A 21,485-nucleotide genomic window follows, 5' to 3' on the forward strand; every position below is an offset into this window, starting at 1 on the left:
AACGCTCGAGTACTTGGAGTCGCATGACCATAATCCGCGTAGAACTTGCTCCAGAGTTCAAAGGAGAAGACGTGGTGTTGCTGGCCATGGATGGCGCCGGGGTGACCACTTTTATCAGCGCGCTCAGAGACGCCGAACAGCGAGGGTCAGCTGAACTGGAACACGGCGGGCTGACCCATGAATTCGTCATCCAGGCGGGCGCAGCCGATATTGAACTCGGCGAAGACCGCGTGGTGTGGCGACTGGACCACGCCAAGGCGGTTGAAATCGTTGAGGACTTGACGGCGATGAGTCGCAACGACGTACCCGGCCACGATTACGTCGACATAGCGACGCCGACCGAGACGCTCGTTCTCTCGCGCGACGAGTACGTGCGCGTACTTCCTCCGCCATAAGTGCCGCAGAACCGCGACTCAGAGTGGTCGACGCGCTGGCATCGAGCTACAAACCGAAGGTCGTCACGCTCCGACCACACGTCGTTCACCCCACTTGCTGATTCCCGTCCGAGTTTGGCGCACGAATCCGGCACCATGGTGATGTGCCGCTGTCCGAATCGACGCTGCTCAAGGTGGCCGGTGATCTGGTCTACGCCCGGGGCGAAGACTACGTGCGCTATGTCCGAGGGCTCCGCATCACCGACGTCAAGGCCTACGCGTCGATCCAGGCCAAGAACGTCTACCAAGTCGAGCTCGACTGGTCTGGCCGGCTACCCAACGGATTCTGCACCTGCCCGCATCACGCCGACGGCAACTTCTGCAAGCATCTGGTCGCGACCGGACTCGCCGCCATCGACACCGGACGAGTCGCGGTCGACGACACAGCCAGCCGTACGGCCGATGCGGCGCTGGAAGCAGTGGTGCAGGCGATGAACGTCGACGAGCTGCGTGAACTGGTTACGACTCTTGCGCAACGCGACGACGGGGTGCGCCGCCTGCTGGAGATTCGTGCCACGACAGCGGCAGGTGACGACTCGCAGGCCAAAGCCGAGCTGGAGACCTACGTCCGAAACACGTTGACGTTCCGCGGCTATGTCGACTACCGACGTTCCTTCGAGGTCGCCGAAGCGGCCAGTGAAATGCTCGACGAGCTCGAGAACCACTTGAACTGTGGCGCCGCCGAACTCGTCCGGCCGGCGTTGCTGCGCGCACTGACCCGGCTTCGCAAGCTCCTTCAGCAGGTTGACGACTCCTCGGGCTCGATCGGCGACCAATGCCAACGGGCCGCCGACCTCTATGCGCAGGCCTGCCGACTGGGTAAGCCCGACCCGGTCAAACTCGCGACGTGGCTGGTGAAGTTCCGGGCTGACTCCCCGGGATGGCCGCACCTGGTCTTGGCGGATTTCGTGGACGCGTTCGACGACAAAGCACTCGCGACCTACCGCCGCGCGGTGGCGGCGCTTGACCGGAAGCTCGAAGGTCTGGATCACTGGAAGCGGTTCGAAGTCGACGCCATGCTGCTGGAACTCGCCGATCACGACGGCGACGTCGACCGGGCCATCCACTTGCTGAGTCAGCGGGAACATCCCGAGTATGGCGCGATCGTCGCCCGGTTGCAGGCAGCCGGCCGCACCGAGGAAGCGGTGGCATGGATCGACCGTGCCGTTGCCGAGGGCCGAATCAGCAGCCACGGTGGTGGCAACGCGTTTTGGCTGAGCCCGGACGCTGTCGCCAAGACGTATCAGGGACTGGGTCGGATCGACGATGCGGTCGCCGTCCTGCGCGCAGACTTCGTCCGGCAGCCGTCGGTGGGCAGCTACCGTGTCCTGCTCGATTTCGCAGCCGGCGTCGACCGTGCCGATACCGAACGAGCCTGGGCGTACGACCACGCGCGGCAACTGGCGGCCTCTGACCGCTTCGCCGCCGGCGCGGTCTTGGTCCAGCTGTGCCTGAGCAACGGCGATATCGAATCCGCGTGGCGGGCCGCCGACCGTTACGGCCCGGGCTGGGCGTGGCGAGAATTGGCCGACCGAGGCGCCGAGGCTCGGCCCGTCGCAGCTGCAGACCTGTACCGGCCGGAGCTCGAGAAGGATCTGCACTACCCCAACTCCAAGCTCTATCCGGACATCGCCGCGAGATTGGCGACGATGGCCAAGCTCTATGAAATAGGCGGCCGCAGTGATGATTTCGCGTCGTTCATCGTGCAGATCCGCCAGGACTACGGCAGGCGACCCGCGCTGATGAAGGCGCTGGACGCAAAGAAGCTCTGAACCGCGGACGCGCGCACAGTTCTTCGCGACTGATGCAACGGGCTTTTCGTGGCGGGCACGGTTAAGGACTATCCGGGGCCAGCCATACGCGTTACCCACGCCATCCGTACAGCGACCTAACCGGCATCGAGAACCTTCACCAGCGTGAACTTCGGCGCCACTGCGATCGCGTAGCCGCATTCGGACAAGGCGCGCAGCGCAGTGTCGACGCTGACGGCTTCGCCGCGCTCGAGCCGCGAGATGGTCATGCGGGTGACGCCGATCCGGTCGGCCAGTTCGTCTTGACGCAGGCCCTTCGCCCGCCGGACCACGCGGATGCGTCCACCGAGGTCGGCGGTGTCGTACACGAGCGCCTCGACATGATGCATATTTTGAGCATAGTGCTGCAGCGTGGCAATGATCGGTATTTCTATCATTGGGTCGCGACGTGCCATGCATGAAATATGAATCACGTCGTGGTCATCACCGACCGCCTCACCGCACCTCCCGTACCGCCAAATAGTGCTCGGACACCGGCACGCCGTCGGTGTAGCGCTCCACGGCTTCCTCGATGAGCCGGTCCTGGCCGGTGAGCCGGGTGTAGTGCTGGTGCAGGTGCTCGCCCCAGGACCGCACGATGAACGTCTCCACGAACGTCGACTCGTGTTCGATGCTGCGGAACAGTCGCCACTCCGCCGCCCCGGTGCGCTGCCGCGACCGGCCCAGCACCGCCATCGCCGCCAGGAAGGCGTCTTCGTCCGACGCGGCGACGCGGTACGCCGTCATCACCATGACCGGACCATCCAGCGGTTCGGGCTCGAAGATCAGCGTCGGCTCGGGCCAATGCGCGGACGGCGTCAGGTCGAGGCTGCTGGTCTTCGCGTGCAGCGGCCACCACAGCGACGACAGCCCGCACAGCACCAACAGCACCGCACTCACCAGCAGGCTGGTGGAGCTGCTCGTGGCGCCGGCGATCACGCCCCACACCACCGAGCCCACCGCCTGCCCGCCCATGAAGATCAGCTGATACACCGACAAGCCGCGGGCACGCACCCACGCCGGCAGACTCAGCTGCATCGACGCGTTGAGCGTCGACAGCGACAGCAGCCACGACGCGCCGCCAATCACCAAGGCGCCGAACACGACTGCGAAGTTCGGCACCAACGCCAGCACGGCGGTGGCCACCGCGAAGCCCCCGGCGCCGACCGCCAGCAACGCGTTCTGACCGAAGCGTGCCCGCAGCCGTCCCAGCAGGAACGCGCCGGATACCGCACCCAGACCGAGCGCACCCAGCAGCAGCCCGTACCCCGACGACGACAACCCGAGCTGGTTCGCCGCGATCACCGGCAGCAGACCCCAGATCGCACTCCCGGGCGCGATGAACAACGCCGCCCGCAGCAGGATGCGCCGCACGATCGGCGAGCTGCGGATGAACCGTCCGCCCGCGCTCAACGCCGCCAGCGCCCGCTCGGGCGGATAGCCCTGCGCGACGGCGGGCCGGCGCCACCAGACGAGCACGACCACGATGCCGACGAACGACACCGCGTTGAGCGCGAAGACCAGCGTCGGCCCGGACAGCGACACCAGCACCCCGGCGATGGCCGGGCCGATCGCGCGGGCACCGTTGATGCTCATGCTGCCCAGCGCGGCCGCAGCCGGAATCTGTTCGGCGGGAACGAGATCGGGCTGAATCGCCTGCCATGCCGGGGCGGTGAGCGCTTGCCCGCAGCCGATGAGGAACAGCAACGTCAGCAGCACGGTCGGGGTAGTCAGGCCGGCACCGGTCAGCGTGGCGAGCAGGCCCACGCCCGCGGCCATCGCGCCCTGGGTGGCGATGAGCAGTCGGCGCCGGTCGATCAGATCCGCCAGCACACCCGACGGCAACGCCAGCAGCATCACCGGCAGCGTCGTGGCGGTCTGCACCAGCGGAACCAGGACGGCCGCGCGAGGATCGCCGACGAGCATCCACTGCGCCCCGACGGTCTGCATCCAGGTGCCGAGGTTGGAGACGAGCTGCGCGATCCACAGCGCCCGGTAGACCGGCGATCGCAGCGGCGCCCACGTCGAGGTAACCCGTGCCTTCTCGCCCGCCGATGTCATCCGCCGCTCCCGTGTGTGGCCGTGTTGGCCACTGTATGGGGGCGCGGCGTTTCCCGTTCTCGCGGCCAACTCGTCGTGCGCGTGGCCCACGCGTTTATCCATGAGGCCGGTGCCGGCGGCCAGCCGGAGTGTCAAGAGTTCATTGACGAAGGCGGATGTGTAAAGATATTGTTTACATCATGTCGAGTTCGTTCGCCGCGACTGGCCAGCAGCTTCACCGCCAACTCGCGGAGATCCTTGCGGCTCCGGTGCTCAGCGCCGAGGGTGATCCGCTTGAGCTCGTGCGTGCGGCGCGCGTCGTTGAGGACCAGGCCGAGGCCTTGATGGCGGCGGCCGTGCATCAGGCCCGCGGGGCGGGGCACACCTGGCAGGAAATCGGCGACGTTCTCGGCGTGACGCGCCAGGCGGCATTCCAGCGTTACGGCAGACCCATCGATCCCAGAACAGGAAAAGCCATGAACACCAAGCCACTACCCGAAGCCGACGATTTGGCCGGCACCGTCATCGACGACCTTGTCCACGGTCGGTGGGCCGATGTCAGTGCGCGTTTCGATGCCACGATGCGTGCAGGGCTCACCGAGGAGGGGCTTGCCGAAGCCTGGGCTCAGATCATCGGTATGGCCGGTGCCTATGAGAGTCACGGCGCCACCGAAGCCGTGCGGACCGCCGACTTCACGACCACCAACACGCCACTGAACTTCGAGGCCGGCGAGTTCGTCGCCCGCATCACGTTCCGTGACGATCAGACGATCGCCGGGTTGTACATACTGAATCCCGATGCCGCGGCTCGAACGGGCGGCAACTGAACCGCCGCTGTGGCAATGGAATTCGCGCTGCGAAGCAACGTCGCGAAGCCGGGGGAGTGGGGTCGCCCGAGGATTACTCCCGCATCTTCCGAGCCGCCCGCTCCCTCAGTACCCGATGCTGCGACGGCGACTCCGGGCAGCGATCGTCAGCCTTCCGAGTCCCGGCCCGTAGCTCGGCGATCCGTGCGATCGCACCCTCGTACTCCAGCCCCCCGTCGATGAGCAGACACCCGACGACGGTCGACGTCCGGCCCTTGCCGCCCCAGCAGTGCACGTAAACCGTTCGTCCGGCGTCCATTTCGCTTCGTATGCGCGCGAGGACCTCGTCGTATCCCTTCTCGTCGACGACGCCCATGTCGGGAATCGGATGCGCGAAGCGGCGGACAGTACGGCCGGCACGCGCCGCCTCGCGGTCCAACGCGGCGTGGTAGGAATCGAGGTGGTCCGCCGGCGTGGTCAGGTCGATGATCGACTCGACGCCCGCCGCGACGAGTGCACGAACCTTCGCGACGGTGCCCGCGCGCGTGCGGGAAGCCGGATACTCGCCCGCCAGCAGTCGCCCAGGTTCCACCCACCACGCGTGAAGAATCGCGTCGTGCGGCCATCCCGCCCCGTCATCCATCGAACTGCCCGGCAATCGCTCGGAACGACGGATGCACGCTGCTATGGCTCACGAGCCGGACGTCCAGGCCCGCGTGCTCGACGATCCGTAGCGCCCGCACGATCGCGTCGTCGATCCACGCATCGGCATTGCCAAACACCCCGCCGCCCACCCGCGTCAACAGCACGACGTTCGACCCGCCGGCCACCGCCTGCTCCACCGCCGACAACAGCGTCGCCTCATAACTGGCCTCCAGCACCAACCGCGCGAACGCCTCCCACGACGACCGCGCGCCCCCACCGTACGCAACCGGCAGCGCCGAGCAAAACGCCTGTGAGACAAGGCGTCGCGGACCATCACGCACGTCGGCAACCTCGACGTCGCGGTGCACGCCGATGGCCAAGCGGCCACGAAGGTCGTCGCGTTCCTGGTCGGTGCACGACGCGAGCAGGCCGGCGATCGCGTCGAGGCCGGACGGCGTGCACAACGCGTAGCCGTTGCTCATCTTCCAGAGCTCGGATACCGGGCGGCCCAACCGCGACGACAACGCCTCACCCAGAGGAGCGAGGGCATCGATCTGCCGGTGCCGCCTCTGCCCGAACTCGGCGCCGACGGGCGCAAAGTAGTTGCGGTAGATCGTCGCGGCGCCCGCCGCCATGGCACACGCCGGCCCCTGCGTCGGATCGCCGGCGTAGCGCGTCACCCCGTCCTCGGGAGTGACGCTCGGCCCGGTCATCTCCAGCAAGTTGAACTGCGAGGCGACCTGGAACAGCGCGCCCTCCAGCTCGGGCTCGCCGTGCAGGGCGCGGGCATCCCCGGTGACGTATCGGACGGTTGCTCGCCCGCGCTCGGGAACATCGACGCGAGAACGCAAGTCGGCCAACGTCGGTACGGACAGCTTCCCCGCGCCGTACCGCTTGCCGTTCACCGTCGAGACCAGCTCGTCGCCCTCCACGAGCAGCCGACTACGCGTCGCCTCGTAGTCGTCTTCCTCGAAGCCAACGAGCCTCGGGAACCAGTCCGACGCCATGTCGCCCCCTTGCTGCCACACTTTCTATAGCGCTGAGGAGACAGTACGTCCGCCGACCGACAAGGTGCGGAAGTCGCTCGAAGGCGGGCAGAAGCGTCTATGTCCTTGCCTGCAACCGCCCTCAGCGCCACCGCTGGGTCGGCAAGGACGAATTCTTGGCGCGCGGGCAACGCGCTCAAGCCGATCCGGGTCTTCGTGAGGATCTCGCGATCCTCGCCGGAGAGACCATCGACGATCTGCGGTGAGTTTGCCGCCTCACCGGGATTGTCAGTGATCACTCAGGGCAACGACTTTGACGTACTAGCCGATGTCGCCGGCGCAGTCATCGTCCGCGTTTAAGGGACGAAGTCGCTCGAAGGTGGGCAAAAGTGTCCATGCTCCGGCCCGCCAGCCGCCGCGTCGACGTCGGCTGGCGGCCCGGCGTCAGGGCGCCGACCGCGCAGCCCCCTCGTCGACGAACGCCTCCTTGATCTCCTTCGGACCGAACGGCCAGGTGTTCTCGGTCTTGGCGTAGATCAGGAACGCGACGGAGCCGATCGCAATCCAGCCCAGCGACAGCCCGATCGACAGCCACGTGCCCGAGAGGTAGATGTAGACCCACCCGACCCCGGCGATGATCGTCGGCACCGGATACAGCCATTGCCGGTACGGGCGAACGAGATTGGGCTGGCGGCGGCGCAGCACGATGATCGCCGCCACCTGCGCCAGTGACTGAATGATCAGCAGCGTCGCAACGGCCGCGTTGATGATCGTCGTCAACGTGAACAGCGATCCGATGATCGTGATGATGCCCATGGCCAGCACCCCGGCCGTGGGTAGGTGCAGCTTCGGGTGCAGGTGCCCGAACATCGGCAGGAACACCTTGTCCCGGGCCGCCTCGTACGGCACGCGCGAGCCGCCGAGCAGGCCGGCGAACACCGACCCGATCGCCGCGACCACGATCAGCCCGGTGATGATCTGCGCGGCCGTGGACCCCCACGCCTGCTCCAGCACCGACGAGGCGACCGACGTCGCGGACTTCAGTTCGTCGAGCGGGATCGAGCCGAGCACGCCGATCTGCAGCAGGAAGTACAGGCTCATGATGCCGAGGATCGCGAAGACGATCGACCGCGGGATCGTGCGGCCGGGATCGCGCATCTCGCCGCCGAGGTACGCGGTGGTGTTGTACCCCAAGTAGTCGTAGACGGCGATGATCAGCCCCGCACCCAGGCCCGCCCAGAACGTCCCGTGGGTGCCGAACGCGCCGGGGGTGAAGGCGAACGCCTGCGCGGCGTCGAAGTGGCTGAACGCGGCGATGATCGTGCTGAGCACCGCGATCAGCATGACGACGAACAGCACCGTGGTGAGCTTGCCGATCTGACCGATCTTGCGGAACAACGCCACCATGATCAGCAGGGTGATGCCGACGCCAATCGTCTTGCCCAGGGCCGTGTTTCCCGACGCGTCGGTGACGCCGGGGATCAGGTAGCCGAGGTACTGGACCAGGCCGATGATGCCCGTCGACATGATGAGCGGGATGAACAACACGGCGCTCCACACGAACAGGAACGGCATCAGCCGACCGGTGCGGTACTGGAACGCCTCGCGCAGGTAGATGTACGTGCCCCCGGCGCCCGGCATCGCGGCGCCGAGTTCGGCCCAGATGAGGCCGTCGGCGAGCGAGAGGATCGCGCCGATGATCCAGCCGAACATCGCCTCCGGGCCGCCGATGGTGGCGACCATCGCGGGAATCGTGACGAACGGCCCGATGCCGCACATCTGGGTCATGTTGATCGCGGTGGCCTGCAGCGGGCCGATCTGGCGTTCGAGCGACGGCTGCCCCGTCGTGGCAGCGCTCGTCGATGGTGATCCCACGACGCACCTCCTCCAAGTTTTTGTTTGTTAGGAAAGTTTCTTAACATACTCAGCGCAAGTGTGCGAGAGTTCGCTTGTAAAATTTCGAAGTCGACGGGACGGGAGGTGGCGGTGGATAGCCGCGCGGCACCGCAAGCAGGAACCCCGGCGAGCATGCGTGCACTCAACCAACGGCTGGTGCTCGACCGCCTACGCGACCACGGCGAGGCAACCCGTCCCGAGATCGCCACCAGCACCGGATTGTCCAAACCGACCGTGGGACAAGCACTCCTCGACCTCGAGCAGCACGGCCTGGTGCGGGCAATCGGCCGGCGGGCCGACCGCCCGGGGCGCGCAGCGGTCGTCTACCGCACCGCGCCGGACGCCGGCTACATCGTCGGCGTCGACATCGGCCGTCGCGTGCTGCACGTCGCGGTCGCCGACCTCGACGGCGCCATCGTCTCCCGCGTCGAGCAGCCCAACCGCAGCCGCTCGGGCGCGATGCTTGTGCGCAGCGTGGGCCAGGCCGTCGACCGAGTGATCGCCGAGGCCGGGCTCACCGCCGCCGACATCGTCGTCACGGTCCTCGGCACGCCGGGCATCCCCGATACGGCGGCTGGCACCGTGCACCGCTCACCGAACCTGCCCGGATGGGAGCGGCGCGGGCTGCTCGGCGAGCTGACGGAGCTCGTCGGGTCGAACGGCTCGACGGTGATCGTGGAGAACGACGCCAACCTCTGCGCGGTGGGGGAGCACGCCCGCGGTGCCGCCCAGGGCGTCGGCGTGGTCGCGTGCCTGACCGTCGGCACGGGTATCGGTATGGGAATCCTGGTGGACGGCAGACTCTTTCGTGGCGCACACGGCGCGGCTGGGGAGATCGCCGACCTGCCGTACGACCACGTGCCCGCGGGAGTGCCGTCGCACCGACCCGGACCTGTCGAGGTCGTCGCCGCCGGTGACGCGGTGGTGGCGGCGGCGCGCGACGCCGGGCTGAACCTCACGACGGCCAAGGCCGTGTTCGACGCGGCCCGCGATGGCGATGCCCGCGCGGCCCGCGTCGTCGCCGACGAGGCCTCGAAGCTGGCGCGGGTGGTCGCGATGATCACCGCCGTGCTCGACCCGGGTCTGATCGTGTTGGCCGGCGGCATCGGCCGCAACGTCGACCTGCTCGCCGAGCCGATGCGCCGCGAGCTGGCCGAGACCATTCCGCTGGTGCCCGACATCATCGGGGGAGACCTGGGGGACGACGCCGTCCTCGTCGGTGCGATCGCCACCGCCATGGGTACCGCATGGGACCTGGTGTTCGACCGCCGCGTCCTCGGCCGCTCGGCCAGCGAAGCCTGAACCACACAGAAAGAGAATGATGGAAGTCCTGATCAAGCCCGACGATGCCGCATGCGGCATCACCGTCGCCGACGTCTTCGACCGCGCCGTCCGCTCGGGGGCGAGCACCCTGGGCCTCGCGACCGGATCGTCGCCGCTGTCGGTGTACCAGGAACTGATCCGACGACACCGTGAGGAAAGCCTGAGTTTCGCTGCGGTGCAAGCGTTTCTGCTCGACGAGTACGTCGGCCTGCCGCCGAGCCACCCGCAGTCTTACGCGCACGTCATCCGGACGGAGTTCGCCGACCACGTCGACGTCGACCCCGCGCGGGTGCACGGCCCGGACGGGGTGGCCGACGACGTGTTCGCGGCCGCGGACCGCTACGACGCCATGATTCGCGGCGACGGGCCCGTCGACGTCCAGCTGCTCGGCATCGGCGTCAACGGGCACATCGGGTTCAACGAGCCGGGGTCGTCGCTCGGCTCACGCACCCGGGTGACGACGCTGACCGAGCAGACCCGGCAGGACAACGCACGGTTCTTCGAGGGCATCGACGAGGTGCCCCGCCACGTGATCACGCAGGGGCTGGGCACGATCAGCTCGGCCCGGCACCTGGTGCTGATCGCGACGGGCCAGCACAAGGCGGCCGCAGTCGCCGCGGCGGTCGAGGGGCCGGTCACCGCGAGCTGCCCGGCCTCGGTGCTGCAGTTGCACCCGCACGTCACGGTCGTCGTCGACGAGGCGGCGGCCGTCCGGCTGCAGAACGCGGACTTCTACCGGTACGCCGAGGAGTACCGGCCGTCTCCGGCACGACTCAATGGTCAAACCTCAAGTCGCGTCCAACGATAGGACCGCATGATCGCTCTGCGCGAGAAGCGCTCAGGTCGCGCCGTGGGTCTCGACGTAGAGGGCATAGAGCGAGTGGGAGGCCGCCATGTAGAGGCGGTTGTTCTCCGGACCCCCGAAGGTGAGGTTGGCGCACCGTTCGGGGAGGCGGATGAAGCCGATCGCCTTGCCTTGCGGGTTGAACACCATGACGCCGTCGAGATCCTCGGACTTGCCACGAAGTTGGAATACCTTGCGGCCGCCGATGTCGGACGGCTGCTCCTGCAGCGCGCCGTTGCTGCCCCAGCCGCACCACAGGTTGCCGTCGCGATCGACGGTGAATCCGTCGAGCGCGCCCTGGTCGGCGGCGTCGATCAGCTTGGTCTTGTTGCCGACGGTTCCGTCGCCGGCGACGTCGTAGCTCCAGAGGCTGCGGTTCGGGGTGCCCTTCCACTCGACCACGTAGAGCTTCTTCTCGTCGGGGGAGAACGCCAGGCCGTTCGGATTGACGAGATCGGTGATGACTGCGGTGATCTGCTTGTCCGGAGTCACCCGGTAGACGTTGGTGGTTGCCTGCTCGGGCTCGGCGCGGCTGCCTTCCCACTCGCCGTTGATCCCGAAGAGCGGATCGGTGAACCAGATCGTGTCATCGGACTTCACGACGATGTCGTTGGGCGCGTTGAGGCGCTTGCCTTCGAAGCTGTCAACCAAAACCGTTACGTCGCCGCTCTTCTCGGTGCGGGTGATGCGGCGCGTGTCCGAGTGCTCGCAGGTGACGAGTCGGCCCTGGCGGTCACGCGTGTTGCCGTTGGCGTAGTTGGCGGGGCTGCGGAAGACCGTGAGGCTGTTGTCCTTCTCGTCGAACTTCATGATCCGGTTGTTCGGAATGTCGCTGCAGAGTAGGTATCCGCCGTCGGGGAAGTAGGCCGGGCCCTCGGCCCAGCGCATGCCAGTGCCGACTTGTTCGAGCGTGCTCGAATAGATCCGATACTTGCTGAAGCTCGGATCGAGGATCTCGATGGCCGGGTCGGGATAGCGCAGGTTCGGCTGGAACGACGGTGGCTGCGGCGGCAGCACGGGCTGCGGTGGCGACGACTGGGCCGGAGACGACTGTGAGCACGCGCTCGCGGTCATGGCGGCGGCCACGGTGGCCCCCATCCCGAGAAGCATGTTGCGCCGCGTGGTGTACATCGAGTCTCTTTCAGATAGGGCCCTGATGGCTCCGGCCTGATCGTTGAGCGTGAAGCTACGCGGGATCCGGAGGGTGGTCTAATCCCTTTCCGACATCGATCGATGCCGCTACGACATCGATCTGTGGATGAAGCGGCCGTTGTCCTTCCGGGATGTCGGCGCCCGTGAGTAGCGTCCGCGACATGACTGATAAACGACGAGCACGCAGGGCGAAACAGGCCCGCCGTGACGCGCGGCGGGCGAAGAAGCGCGGCCGAGACGATCCCGCCGGCAACCCACTCAGGGACGCGGTACGCAGTGCCCTGGAGGGTGGGCATCCGCTGAGCCTGCTCAGTGTGGCCAGCGTGGTGATCCACGTGGCGCAGCCCGAACGACTGATATCGCTGAAGTCCGGTCGGTGCGATCCGGATTTTCTGGACAACATCCTCACCGGCTTGATCGGTGTGCGAGACCGGGAGACGACGGCGTTACTGGCCGCCATCGCCGAACTTCTCGTCCACGAGCCAGACGCGCAGCTCCGATGCCGACGCGAAGTGGCAGACCGAGGCGATCATCTGCCGCGATGGATCGCCGCCCTGCCGCAGGTCGACGCGTACCGCGCGGTGCGCAGAACCGATGTGTTCGGTGATGTCGACGAACTGGTGATCGGCATGCGACTTGTCAGCGGGCAAGAGTTGACCGTCGGAGTCCAGATCGACCACAACATGTTGTCGAGCATTGTCGATGGAGTCGTTGTGCCCCATCCGATGGACGAGGTTCTTGCGCGACTAGCCGAATCCAGCAGCGATACCAGGGTTTTCGACATGACGCTGGCCGATGCGCGGGCGTGGATCGAGGATGCGCTCCGCTTCCCGAGGCTGTCACCTAAGACGGAAACCTGGCCGCTCTACAACGCGCTGGTTCAGTGGCTCGTAGGTCGGCTACCCGAAGGTGGTGCACACCGGCCACCGGCTGGGGACTGGAAGTCGGATGAGGAGCTGTGCGACAGGTTCTTCGCAACCAGTTGCGCAGCGCCGTTCACCGATCCCGGCCATCGGAAGCTGCTGCTGGAACTCTTCGAGACTGGTTCTGGTGACGCCTTGCGCTGGAGCGAGGTGCGCGTCGAACAGGCGATCGGCGGCACGCCCTACGTCGAGGACCACATTCCGTTGGAAGTGACGCTGGACGCGCCCGATCTGCTACGCGCGTTCATCCCATATGCCCACGCGCAGAGCGGTATCCGAGATGAACTGACCTCACGAACGCTCGCGGTACTCGACGGGCTGAGGTCGAACTACAAGCGGGAGGTGCTGCAGCAAGCAGTGCATTGGGATCTCGACGACGCGGTGTAGCGGCGGATCCGCTCCGGCCCGTTGCGAAATCGAAACCTGCGGGAGCTCACCCGAGCGCCGCAGTGATCTCCGGGATCGGTCGCAGATGTTCATCGAGTAGTACGGCCACGCCGTCGACGTCGTTGCGTGCCAACGCGTCGATGATCGCGCGGTGCTGACGGTCGATCTCCGGGACGCGTTGTGGACGAATCTGCAATGCGCGCACCGCCACTCGCTGCTGACGCGACCGCAGCGCGTCGTACAACTCCGTCAGGATCGAGTTGCCGTGCGCGTCCACGATCGACCGGTGAAAGGCCCGATCCAGCCGCGCCACGGTGAACCAATCCTGCTCGCGCCCCGCCTCTTCCATCCGACTCGCCAGCTCATCCAGGGGCTCCGGCGCACCCGCGTCCGCCAGGCACAGCGCGCGTGCCGAGTGCCCCTCGATCAGCCGACGTGAGGCGTAGACCTCCTCGAGCTCCCGCGACGTCACGCTGCGGACCTGCGCCCCGCGACGCGGCAACAGGTCGATGAACTTCTCGGAGTTCAGTCGATGGAACGCCTCCCGAACTGGCGTCCGCGACGTGCCGACGAGCTCGGCGACCCACACTTCGTCGAGGAATCGGCCAGCGGGCAGTGTGCCCTTGATGATCTCGTCGCGCACCCACTGGTAGACGCGATCGCGCGCCGACTGGGTCGCGCCCAGCTCACCGGCCTCGACCGCCATGTCGACCCCTTCCGCTGCCCATACGGTACTGGACATCCGACGTACATCTTGTGTATACAAGAAATGTACAGGCCGTGTGGCCGCCGCGACACCCGCCAGAAGTCACCGCTCAACCACCCAGGGGAGAGACCGTGGAACCGAATCGTCGCTACGCCGTCTGGCTGTCCGGGCCCAACGTGGCCGCCGCCGAAATCGCCCGTCAGGTCGGCTACGGCGCGGCAGTCCTCGATATCGAGCACGGCATCTTCGATCTCGCCGACCTCGAACGCTTCATCCCGTTCCTCAAGGCCATCGGCCTGGAAGTCATCGCGAAAGTCCTCGGACCCGAACGCGGTCCGATTCAACAGGCGCTCGACTTCGGCTCCGACGTCGTCGCCATTCCGCACGTCGAGAACGCCGACCACGCGGCCGTCGTCACCGGCTTCGCCAAGTTCCCGCCGCGCGGCGATCGCAGCTTCGCCGGCGGCCGCACCTCCGCCTACGGCGGCTTCACCGATGAGTGGGTATCCGCACAGGATGCCAAGACGCGGTGCTACCCGATGATCGAGGACGCCGGTGCAATCGACCAGATCGACGACATCCTCGCTCTCGACACCGTGGACGGCGTTTTCGTTGGACCATCGGACCTCTCGCTGCGACGTGAACGCGGTGCGTACGCCCGTACCGACGGCGACTTCGCCGACCTCGCGCGCATCGCCGCTGCAGCCCGCAACGCAGGCAAACCCTGGCTGTTGCCTGCATGGAGCCCCGAAGAGAAGCGGTTCGCCGTCGAACATGGCGCCGACCAGATGGCCCTCACCATGGAGCACGGCGCACTACTGGCCGGCCTGTCGGCCGCCCACGCCGCGATGACCGACATCGACCGCAGCCCGGTACTGAACGGGAGCAACTGATGAGTGACGTTCAGGCGCAACCCCTTAGCGGTGCGGCAGCGACCAAGAGCCCAGGCCGATTCCGGTGGCAGATTGGTGGCCTGCTCGGCGCCGGGATGTTCGTCAATTACATCGACCGCGTGAACCTGTCGGTGGCCACCCCGGCCATCATGGATGACTTCGACATCAGCGCCGCGCAGATGGGAGTCCTGGCGTCGGCCTTCCTGTGGACCTACGCCCTCTTGCAGATGCCCATCGGCACCGTCATCGACAAGATCGGCGTGCCGTGGGTCAACCGCGTCGGCGTCTTCCTCTGGGCCCTCGCGTCGTTCGCAGCGGCGGCCGCCGGCGGCCTGGGTCTGATGATCGTCGCTCGACTGCTGCTCGGCGTTGGTGAAGCGCCGACGGTGCCCGCTGGCTGGAAGGCGATCGGCCAGTGGTTTCCCAAGCAGGAACGCGGCACGGCCACAGCCATTTTCGACGGCTGCGCCAAGCTCTCCAACGTCATCGGCATCCCCATCATGGCCTTCCTGGTGTCCGCGTTCAGCTGGCATGCGGCGTTCCTGTTCACCGGGACGCTAAGCCTCGCCTACCTCCTTGCATGGTGGTTGCTCTACCGCACCCCGTCGGCCGCGGTCGCCGCGGGACGGATGTCGGCCGAGGAGTTCGCCTACCTCAAGGCCGGCGATGCGGAGAATGAGGAGAACCTCGCCGAGGGGTCGCTGCGCGGTGTAGGTCACCTGCTGCGTCGCCGCAAGACCTGGGGGTTGGCGCTCGGATACGCGTCCTACACCTACGCCTACTACGTCCTGTTGACCTGGCTGCCGGGCTACCTCAAGCAGGAGTTCGGGGTCAATCTCCTTCAAGGTGGGCTGTACTCGATGATTCCATGGCTGGTCGCCGTGATTGCGCAATTCCTCATCGCTGGGCTGCTAATGGACTGGTGGATCAAGCGCACGGGTCAGGTGACCAAGGTGCGGCGCATCGTGCTGGTGGTCAGCATGCTCGCCGCACTGGCAGTCACTGGCGCGGCCTACGTCGACACCATCGGCCCCGCCGTCGCGTTCATTTCGATAGGCGCTGCCGGACTGGCAGTCTCGGTGCCCGCCGGTGCGAGCATCGTCTCGCTGATCGCGCCTGAGGGATTCACGGGCTCGCTCGGTGGCATCGTCAACTTCATCGCCAACCTGATCGGCATCGCCGCGCCGATCGTCACGGGGATGGTCGTCGACGCCACCGGATCGTTTGCCGGTGCATTCATCGTCACCGGCGTCGTGCTGGTACTCGGAATTCTCTGCTATACCGTCGTTCTCGGACGGATGGACCGCATGGCCCCGCCGCCCGTCTCCGCCTGACCCACCACAGGAGGTCCCCATGGTCGTCTGTTCGGTCGCTCAGATCGCGCCCGGCGAGGACAAGTCCGTCAACCTGACGTCGATCCGAGGCATGGTCGCCGCGGCGCACGAGCAGGGCAGCGATCTCGTGGTGTTCCCCGAATACTCGATGTTCACGGTCCCGGTGATGGACGAGCGCTTCGTCGCGTCGGCCGAACGCCTCGATGGCCCGTTCGTCACGGAACTCACCAAACTTGCCGCACAGCACGGAATCGCCATCGTGTGTGGCCTCAACGAGGCCACCGACGACGAAGACCGCATCCACAACACGCTGCTGGCGATCGACGCCACCGGTGCCGTCGTCGCGACCTACCGCAAGCTGCACCTCTACGACGCCTTCGGCTACACCGAGTCCGCCGTGGTTCGTCCCGGGGACATCGAGCCGCCGCAGACCTTCACCGTCGGCGACCTACGCTTCGGCATGCAGACGTGCTACGACCTGCGTTTCCCGGAGGTCACGCGGCGGCTTATCGACGCCGAGGCAGACGTGGTGCTGGTGCCCGCGGAGTGGGTGCCCGGACCGTTGAAGGAGGACCACTGGACGACGCTGCTGCGGGCCCGCGCGATCGAGAACACGGTCTACCTCGCCGCCGCCGACCAGTGCGGCAAGGCAGGCGCAGGCAACAGCATGATCGTCGACCCGATGGGCGTCGTCCTCGCATCCGTCGGCGAAGAAGAAGGGCTTGGCACCGCGACCCTCGACCCCGAGCGCATTGCTCGGGTGCGAGCGAAGAACCCCGCAATTAGCTTGCGGCGCTTCACGGTTACGGCCAAGCCTCAGAACAACGCCAGCTGATTCGGATCGCCTGGGACGGCGGACCCCCAGCGGACGCCACCATGCGCAGCATCGAGATCGGCCCCGCACTCCGCATGGGCCGACCCACCAAAGGCACCCCCGCGGCCGGCAAAACCCCCACCGTGCCCGTTCGGCTACCCGAACCCATTCGCATCGAGATCGCCCTCCGCGTCCAGGCTGGCCAGGCCGCCACGACGTCGGAGCTGATCCGGAAGGCCGTCGTCGAATACCTCGAACGGCACCCCGCATGAGGATGCAGTCGCACTAGTCCCGCGATACCTCGTCGGCACCAGGGCCGCCATGCTTGCATTTGTCGCTCGTAGCCGGGCACTTCGGTCTATGCCCCGGGGTCCACCCGACGCCGCCGGGCCAAGGCTCAGAACAATGCCAACTGATTCGGATCGCCGGCCCGCCCGCGATGCCCCGGCCGCTGCCGCACCCGCAGCGGCCACCAGAACCACCGGCCCAACAACGCCGCGATCGACGGCGTCATGAACGACCGCACGATCAACGTGTCGAACAGCAGACCCAGCGCGATCGTCGTGCCGATCTGCCCGAGCACGATGAGGTCGCTGAACACGAATGACGCCATCGTGAAGGCGAATACGAGCCCGGCGGCCGTCACCACCGAACCGCTGCCCGCCATGGATCGGATGATGCCGGTGTTCAGTCCGGCCCCGAGTTCCTCCTTGAACCGGGACACCAGCAGCAGGTTGTAGTCCGACCCGACGGCTAGCAGCAGGATCAGCGCCAGCGGCATCACCACCCAGTACAACTGGATGCCCAAGATGTACTGCCACACCAGCACCGACAACCCGAGCGATGCGCCCAGCGACAACGCCACGGTGCCCACGATGACGATCGCCGCGACGATGCTGCGGGTAATGAACATCATGATCAGCAGGATGAGCGCCATCGAGGCGATGGCCACCATGATCACGTCGTAGTGCGCCATCCCCGAGATGTCCTTGTAAGTCGACGCCGTCCCGCCGATGTAGATCCTCGACCCCGCCAGGGGCGTGCCCTTCATCGCCTCTCGTGCCGCGTGCCGCATCTCCTCGATGTGCGCAATGCCTTGTGGCGTCGCGGGATCCACGTCGTGCGTGATGATCATCCGCGCGGCCTTGCCGTCCGGCGACAGGAACAACTTCAGGCCGCGGACGAACTCGGGGTTGGTGAACACCTCCGGCGGCAGGTAGAACGAGTCGTCGGTCTTCGACGCGTCGTACGCCTGGCCCAGCGCAGTGGAGTTCTGCAGTGCCGCCGCGCTCTGGTCGTAGATTCCACCCGTCGTGGCGTAGTTCGTCATCGTCAGCTCGCGGTTGGCCTGCTGGATGGCCTGCTGCGGCGGGATCAGGGCCAGCAGCTGCGGCTGGATCTGATCCAGCTTGTTGATGCTCGACGACACGTTGGCCAACTGATCGGCCAGCGAATCGACGCCGTCCAGTGCGTCGAACAACGAGCGGAACGCCGCGCACACCGGGATGTCGAAACAGTGTGGCTCCCAATAGAAGTAGTTGCGCATCGGCCGGAAGAAGTCGTCGAAGTTGGCGATCTTGTCGCGCAAGTCGTTGGCCGTGGCCACGGTGTCCTGGAACGCCACGGTCTGGTCGTGGGTGGCCTGGTTGGCCTGCGACTGCAGGCCGTACTGCTGTTGCAGCACGCTGAGCGTCTTGTCGATCTCGCCGACTTGCTTGAGCATGTCGGCGGCGCGGGCCTGCTGGTACGGCAGGTTCTGAATCTGCGCGGCGCTGTTCGCGCTGATCTGGAACGGGATCGACGTGTGGTCCAGCGGCGTGCCCAGCGGCCGCGTGATCGACTGCACCTGCGCGATGCCGTCGGTGTGGAAGACCGCCTTGGCCACCCGTTCCAACAGGATCATGTCCGTGGGGTTGCGCAGATCGTGGTCGGTGTCGATCATCAGCAGCTCCGGATTGAGCCGCGCCTTGGAGAAGTGCCGCTCCGCGGCCGCGTAGCCGATGTTGGACGGGGCGTCGCTGGGCAGGTACCGACCGACGTCGTAACTGGTCTTGTAGCCGGGGAGTGCCAGCAGGCCGATGAGCGCAATCCCGATGGTGGTCAACAGGATTGGCCCGGGCCAGCGCACGATCGCCGTGCCGATCCGTCGCCATCCGCGCTTGGGCGTGTGGCGCTTGGGCTCCAGCAGACCGAACCGGCCGCCGATGACGATCACCGCGGGCGCCAGCGTGAGCGACGCGACCAGCGACACCAGGACGCCGATTGCCGCGGGCACGCCCAGGCTCTGGAAGTACGGCATCCGGGTGAAGCTCAGGCAGTACACGGCGCCGGCGATGGTCAGCCCCGACCCGAGGATCACGTGCGTCGTGCCGTGATACATGTCGTAGTAGGCCGACTTCAGGTCGAAGCCGTTGTTGCGCGCCTCGTGATAGCGGCCGAGCAGGAAGATCACGTAGTCCGTGCCCGCGGCGATGACCAACAGCGTCAGGATGTTGGTCGAATACGTTGACAGGCCGATGAATCCGGAGTTGGCGAGGAAGGCGACGACGCCGCGGGCCGCCGACATCTCGACGAGCACCGTGACCAACGCCAGGAGCATCGTCACGAACGAGCGGTAGACGATGAGCAACATGATGGCGATGACGCCGACGGTCAACAGCGTGACCTTGGTGGTGCCCTCGTTGCCCACCTCGAACTGGTCGGCGATCTGCGGAGCCGAGCCCGCCACGTAGGCGTGCACCCCTGGCGGTGCCGGTGTCTTGCGGACGATGTCGCGCAGCGCGTCCACGGATTCCAGTGACAGCGCCTCACCCTGGTTGCCGGCCAGGAACACCTGAACGTAGGCGGCCTTGCCGTCGGAGCTCTGCGAACCCGCGGCGGTCAGCGGATCGCCCCAGAAGTCCTGCACGTGCTGAACGTGCTTGGCGTCGTCCTCGATCCGGTTGACCAGGTCGTCGTAATAGCGGTGCGCCTCGGCGCCTAGCGGCTGATCGCCCTCCAGCACGACCATGGCCGCACTGTCGGAGTCGAACTCATGGAACTTCTCACCGATGCGCTTGAACGCCTGCAACGACGGCGAATCCGGCGAGCTGAGCGCCACGTTGTGCGCTTCGCCGACGACCTCGAGTTGCGGCACCAGGACGTTCGTCAGGGCGGCGACGAGCACCCAGAACAGCACGATCGGAACCGAGAACAGCCGGATCATGTGTGCGATGGTGCTTTTCGGAGCTTCCGGTGGTGCTTCGTGGCGTGCGGTCATCCGGACTTGTCCAGGCAGTAGGTGTAGGCGTTCACGGTGTTGACCGATCTCTCGTCCTTGACGACGTCGTCGATTTTGATCCGGCAGCCGATCGAGTTGCTGTCGCCCTGCGCTTGCACGTTGACGAACACGGCCGGCTGCGTGGTGGTGGTGTCGTACGACCAGGGCAGGGTCGCGCCCGCGACGTGTTGCGGTTGGGCGTTGATGTCCAGGTAGGTGATGGTGGCAACGGTGCCCGGTGGGCCGAAGACCTCCAGGACCACGTGCTTGGGGTTGAACGGCTCGGTCTGGTCGGCGAGTTCACCGCTGGTGACCGTGACGTCGTGCGAGCCGAAGATGCCGTGCAGGCGGTACACCGCGAACGCCGCCACTGCGACGACGACCACTGCGACCAGCACCATCCATTGCCGGCTCAGCAGGCGGCCGAGCGAAAGCCGCTGCATCCGTGACCCTTTCGACTGTGGACGGGCACCGTCCTCGGACGGCCGCCCTGGATGTCAACCAGGTTGACAGTACGGTACTGGATCGGACCGCACAACACGTACGTCAGGTGTTGTGCCGGGTGAGGCCGGGGAGGATCACGTTGTCGACGAGGTCCTGCACGGTCCGCGGCGACGGGGGCCGGCCGCTCAGGACCGTCCGGTAGATCAGGTAGCCGGGCAACACGTCCCACAGGTCCTCGGTGATGGCCGAGGCCGCGATCTCGCCGCGGGCGACGGCCTGGGCGAGGATGTCCTTCATCATGGCCTTGCGTTGGTCGAGGAATTGCTTCTGCATCATGGCGTTGAGCTCGGCACTGCGTGACGTCTCCACCAGCACCGCTCGGATGGTGGCCGCGTGGGCGCTCACGTGGGTGCGGATCGTTTCGGCCACGTGCAGCAGGTCGCCGCGCAGCGAGCCCGTCTCGGGCATGACCGAGACCGGCCGAGTGCCCTCGATGAACGCGGCCAACACCAGCTCGGCCTTCGTCGGCCACCGCCGGTAGATCGTGGCCTTGCTCGCCCGCGCGCTCGCAGCCACGGCGTCCACGGTCAGGCGGTCATATCCGTGTTCCTGCAGCAGCCGAAGCGTCACCGCGAGCAGCTCGGCCTCCCGCACCGACCACGGACAGCCCCCGCTCGTGGATCTTCGGATCACGGGGGCCTCCAGCGGACCAGCGGACTTCATGGGATTGAGTATCGGGCATTTTCGCGCAGGGGCGTGTTAATGGATGTGATCGCCATGCTAGCAAGTTGCTAGCATGATGCAAGCTG

Annotated in this window: 21 protein-coding genes; 11 read left to right on the forward strand and 10 right to left on the reverse strand. The window is 66.6% G+C overall.

All coding sequences use genetic code 11. The annotated features are described in order from the left end of the window. Window positions 1-71: 71 nt before the first annotated feature. Both N536_RS39550 and N536_RS0126710 read left to right on the forward strand, forming a co-directional pair. Window positions 72-395: a hypothetical protein gene (locus N536_RS39550; protein WP_155948735.1), complete on the forward strand. Its 324-nt coding sequence runs from the start codon at window positions 72-74 to the stop codon at window positions 393-395. A 143-nt stretch (window positions 396-538) separates the two neighbouring features. After that, a complete protein-coding gene (locus N536_RS0126710; protein WP_029116418.1) occupies window positions 539-2,206 on the forward strand; it encodes an SWIM zinc finger domain-containing protein in 1,668 nt (555 codons plus the stop codon). A 116-nt stretch (window positions 2,207-2,322) separates the two neighbouring features. On the opposite strand, the gene N536_RS0126715 is transcribed toward N536_RS0126710, so the two are convergent. Both N536_RS0126715 and N536_RS0126720 read right to left on the reverse strand, forming a co-directional pair. After that, window positions 2,323-2,640 carry a helix-turn-helix domain-containing protein gene (locus N536_RS0126715; protein ID WP_231514641.1) on the reverse strand — a complete coding sequence of 106 codons (318 nt, stop codon included), beginning with the start codon at window positions 2,638-2,640 and terminating at the stop codon, window positions 2,323-2,325. Window positions 2,641-2,680: 40 nt separating this feature from the next. Beyond that, entirely contained in the window at window positions 2,681-4,285 is a 1,605-nt protein-coding gene (locus tag N536_RS0126720; RefSeq protein WP_029116420.1) for an MFS transporter, read from the reverse strand. 248 nt (window positions 4,286-4,533) lie between these two features. Between N536_RS0126720 and N536_RS0126725 the strand changes: the two genes are divergently transcribed. Next, on the forward strand, window positions 4,534-5,091 hold the full coding sequence (locus N536_RS0126725) for a DUF3887 domain-containing protein (protein ID WP_231514642.1): 558 nt from the start codon (window positions 4,534-4,536) through the stop codon (window positions 5,089-5,091). 73 nt (window positions 5,092-5,164) lie between these two features. On the opposite strand, the gene N536_RS41795 is transcribed toward N536_RS0126725, so the two are convergent. After that, entirely contained in the window at window positions 5,165-5,662 is a 498-nt protein-coding gene (locus tag N536_RS41795; protein WP_231514643.1) for a tyrosine-protein phosphatase, read from the reverse strand. 43 nt (window positions 5,663-5,705) lie between these two features. Further along, complete coding sequence (locus tag N536_RS0126740) at window positions 5,706-6,722, reverse strand: hypothetical protein (protein WP_029116422.1); 1,017 nt, start codon at window positions 6,720-6,722, stop codon at window positions 5,706-5,708. A gap of 26 nt (window positions 6,723-6,748) precedes the next feature. Between N536_RS0126740 and N536_RS43625 the strand changes: the two genes are divergently transcribed. Continuing rightward, window positions 6,749-6,967, forward strand: a complete 219-nt coding sequence (locus N536_RS43625; RefSeq protein WP_081809397.1) for a hypothetical protein — start codon at window positions 6,749-6,751, stop codon at window positions 6,965-6,967. Window positions 6,968-7,145: 178 nt separating this feature from the next. On the opposite strand, the gene N536_RS0126745 is transcribed toward N536_RS43625, so the two are convergent. After that, on the reverse strand, window positions 7,146-8,576 hold the full coding sequence (locus N536_RS0126745) for an APC family permease (RefSeq protein WP_029116423.1): 1,431 nt from the start codon (window positions 8,574-8,576) through the stop codon (window positions 7,146-7,148). Between the two features lie 153 nt (window positions 8,577-8,729). On the opposite strand from N536_RS0126745, the gene N536_RS0126750 reads away from it, so the two are divergent. Next, window positions 8,730-9,899, forward strand: a complete 1,170-nt coding sequence (locus tag N536_RS0126750) for an ROK family protein (protein WP_051574800.1) — start codon at window positions 8,730-8,732, stop codon at window positions 9,897-9,899. A 19-nt stretch (window positions 9,900-9,918) separates the two neighbouring features. Then, complete coding sequence (nagB, locus tag N536_RS39560) at window positions 9,919-10,728, forward strand: glucosamine-6-phosphate deaminase (protein WP_051574801.1); 810 nt, start codon at window positions 9,919-9,921, stop codon at window positions 10,726-10,728. 30 nt (window positions 10,729-10,758) lie between these two features. On the opposite strand, the gene N536_RS0126760 is transcribed toward nagB, so the two are convergent. Beyond that, window positions 10,759-11,895: an SMP-30/gluconolactonase/LRE family protein gene (locus N536_RS0126760; protein WP_029116425.1), complete on the reverse strand. Its 1,137-nt coding sequence runs from the start codon at window positions 11,893-11,895 to the stop codon at window positions 10,759-10,761. Between the two features lie 182 nt (window positions 11,896-12,077). On the opposite strand from N536_RS0126760, the gene N536_RS39565 reads away from it, so the two are divergent. Beyond that, complete coding sequence (locus N536_RS39565) at window positions 12,078-13,226, forward strand: hypothetical protein (RefSeq protein ID WP_036437745.1); 1,149 nt, start codon at window positions 12,078-12,080, stop codon at window positions 13,224-13,226. A gap of 46 nt (window positions 13,227-13,272) precedes the next feature. Here N536_RS39565 and N536_RS0126770 read toward each other — a convergent pair whose 3' ends face one another. Beyond that, entirely contained in the window at window positions 13,273-13,968 is a 696-nt protein-coding gene (locus N536_RS0126770) for a GntR family transcriptional regulator (RefSeq protein WP_155948737.1), read from the reverse strand. Window positions 13,969-14,063: 95 nt separating this feature from the next. Here N536_RS0126770 and N536_RS0126775 point away from each other — a divergent pair, with 95 nt between their 5' ends. The 4 genes from N536_RS0126775 to N536_RS0126790 are packed head-to-tail and all read left to right on the forward strand — an operon-like array spanning window position 14,064 to window position 17,245. Beyond that, complete coding sequence (locus N536_RS0126775; RefSeq protein ID WP_029116427.1) at window positions 14,064-14,825, forward strand: aldolase/citrate lyase family protein; 762 nt, start codon at window positions 14,064-14,066, stop codon at window positions 14,823-14,825. Next, window positions 14,825-16,159 carry an MFS transporter gene (locus N536_RS0126780; RefSeq protein WP_029116428.1) on the forward strand — a complete coding sequence of 445 codons (1,335 nt, stop codon included), beginning with the start codon at window positions 14,825-14,827 and terminating at the stop codon, window positions 16,157-16,159. The genes N536_RS0126775 and N536_RS0126780 overlap by 1 nt, the downstream gene beginning before the upstream one ends. Before the next feature lie 19 nt (window positions 16,160-16,178). Next, complete coding sequence (locus N536_RS0126785; RefSeq protein ID WP_029116429.1) at window positions 16,179-16,994, forward strand: carbon-nitrogen hydrolase family protein; 816 nt, start codon at window positions 16,179-16,181, stop codon at window positions 16,992-16,994. 41 nt (window positions 16,995-17,035) lie between these two features. Continuing rightward, the gene (locus N536_RS0126790) at window positions 17,036-17,245 is read left to right on the forward strand and encodes a hypothetical protein (protein ID WP_029116430.1); all 210 of its coding nucleotides are present in this window, start codon (window positions 17,036-17,038) and stop codon (window positions 17,243-17,245) included. A gap of 125 nt (window positions 17,246-17,370) precedes the next feature. Here N536_RS0126790 and N536_RS39570 read toward each other — a convergent pair whose 3' ends face one another. The 3 genes from N536_RS39570 to N536_RS0126805 form a co-directional block, all read right to left on the reverse strand. After that, window positions 17,371-20,178 carry an RND family transporter gene (locus N536_RS39570; RefSeq protein ID WP_155948738.1) on the reverse strand — a complete coding sequence of 936 codons (2,808 nt, stop codon included), beginning with the start codon at window positions 20,176-20,178 and terminating at the stop codon, window positions 17,371-17,373. A gap of 50 nt (window positions 20,179-20,228) precedes the next feature. Then, window positions 20,229-20,675: an MmpS family transport accessory protein gene (locus tag N536_RS0126800; RefSeq protein ID WP_029116431.1), complete on the reverse strand. Its 447-nt coding sequence runs from the start codon at window positions 20,673-20,675 to the stop codon at window positions 20,229-20,231. A gap of 103 nt (window positions 20,676-20,778) precedes the next feature. Then, a complete protein-coding gene (locus N536_RS0126805) occupies window positions 20,779-21,399 on the reverse strand; it encodes a TetR/AcrR family transcriptional regulator (RefSeq protein ID WP_051574784.1) in 621 nt (206 codons plus the stop codon). Between the last annotated feature and the right edge of the window lie 86 nt (window positions 21,400-21,485).

It is taken from the genome of Mycobacterium sp. URHB0044, from assembly GCF_000620625.1.
GTDB lineage: Bacteria > Actinomycetota > Actinomycetes > Mycobacteriales > Mycobacteriaceae > Mycobacterium.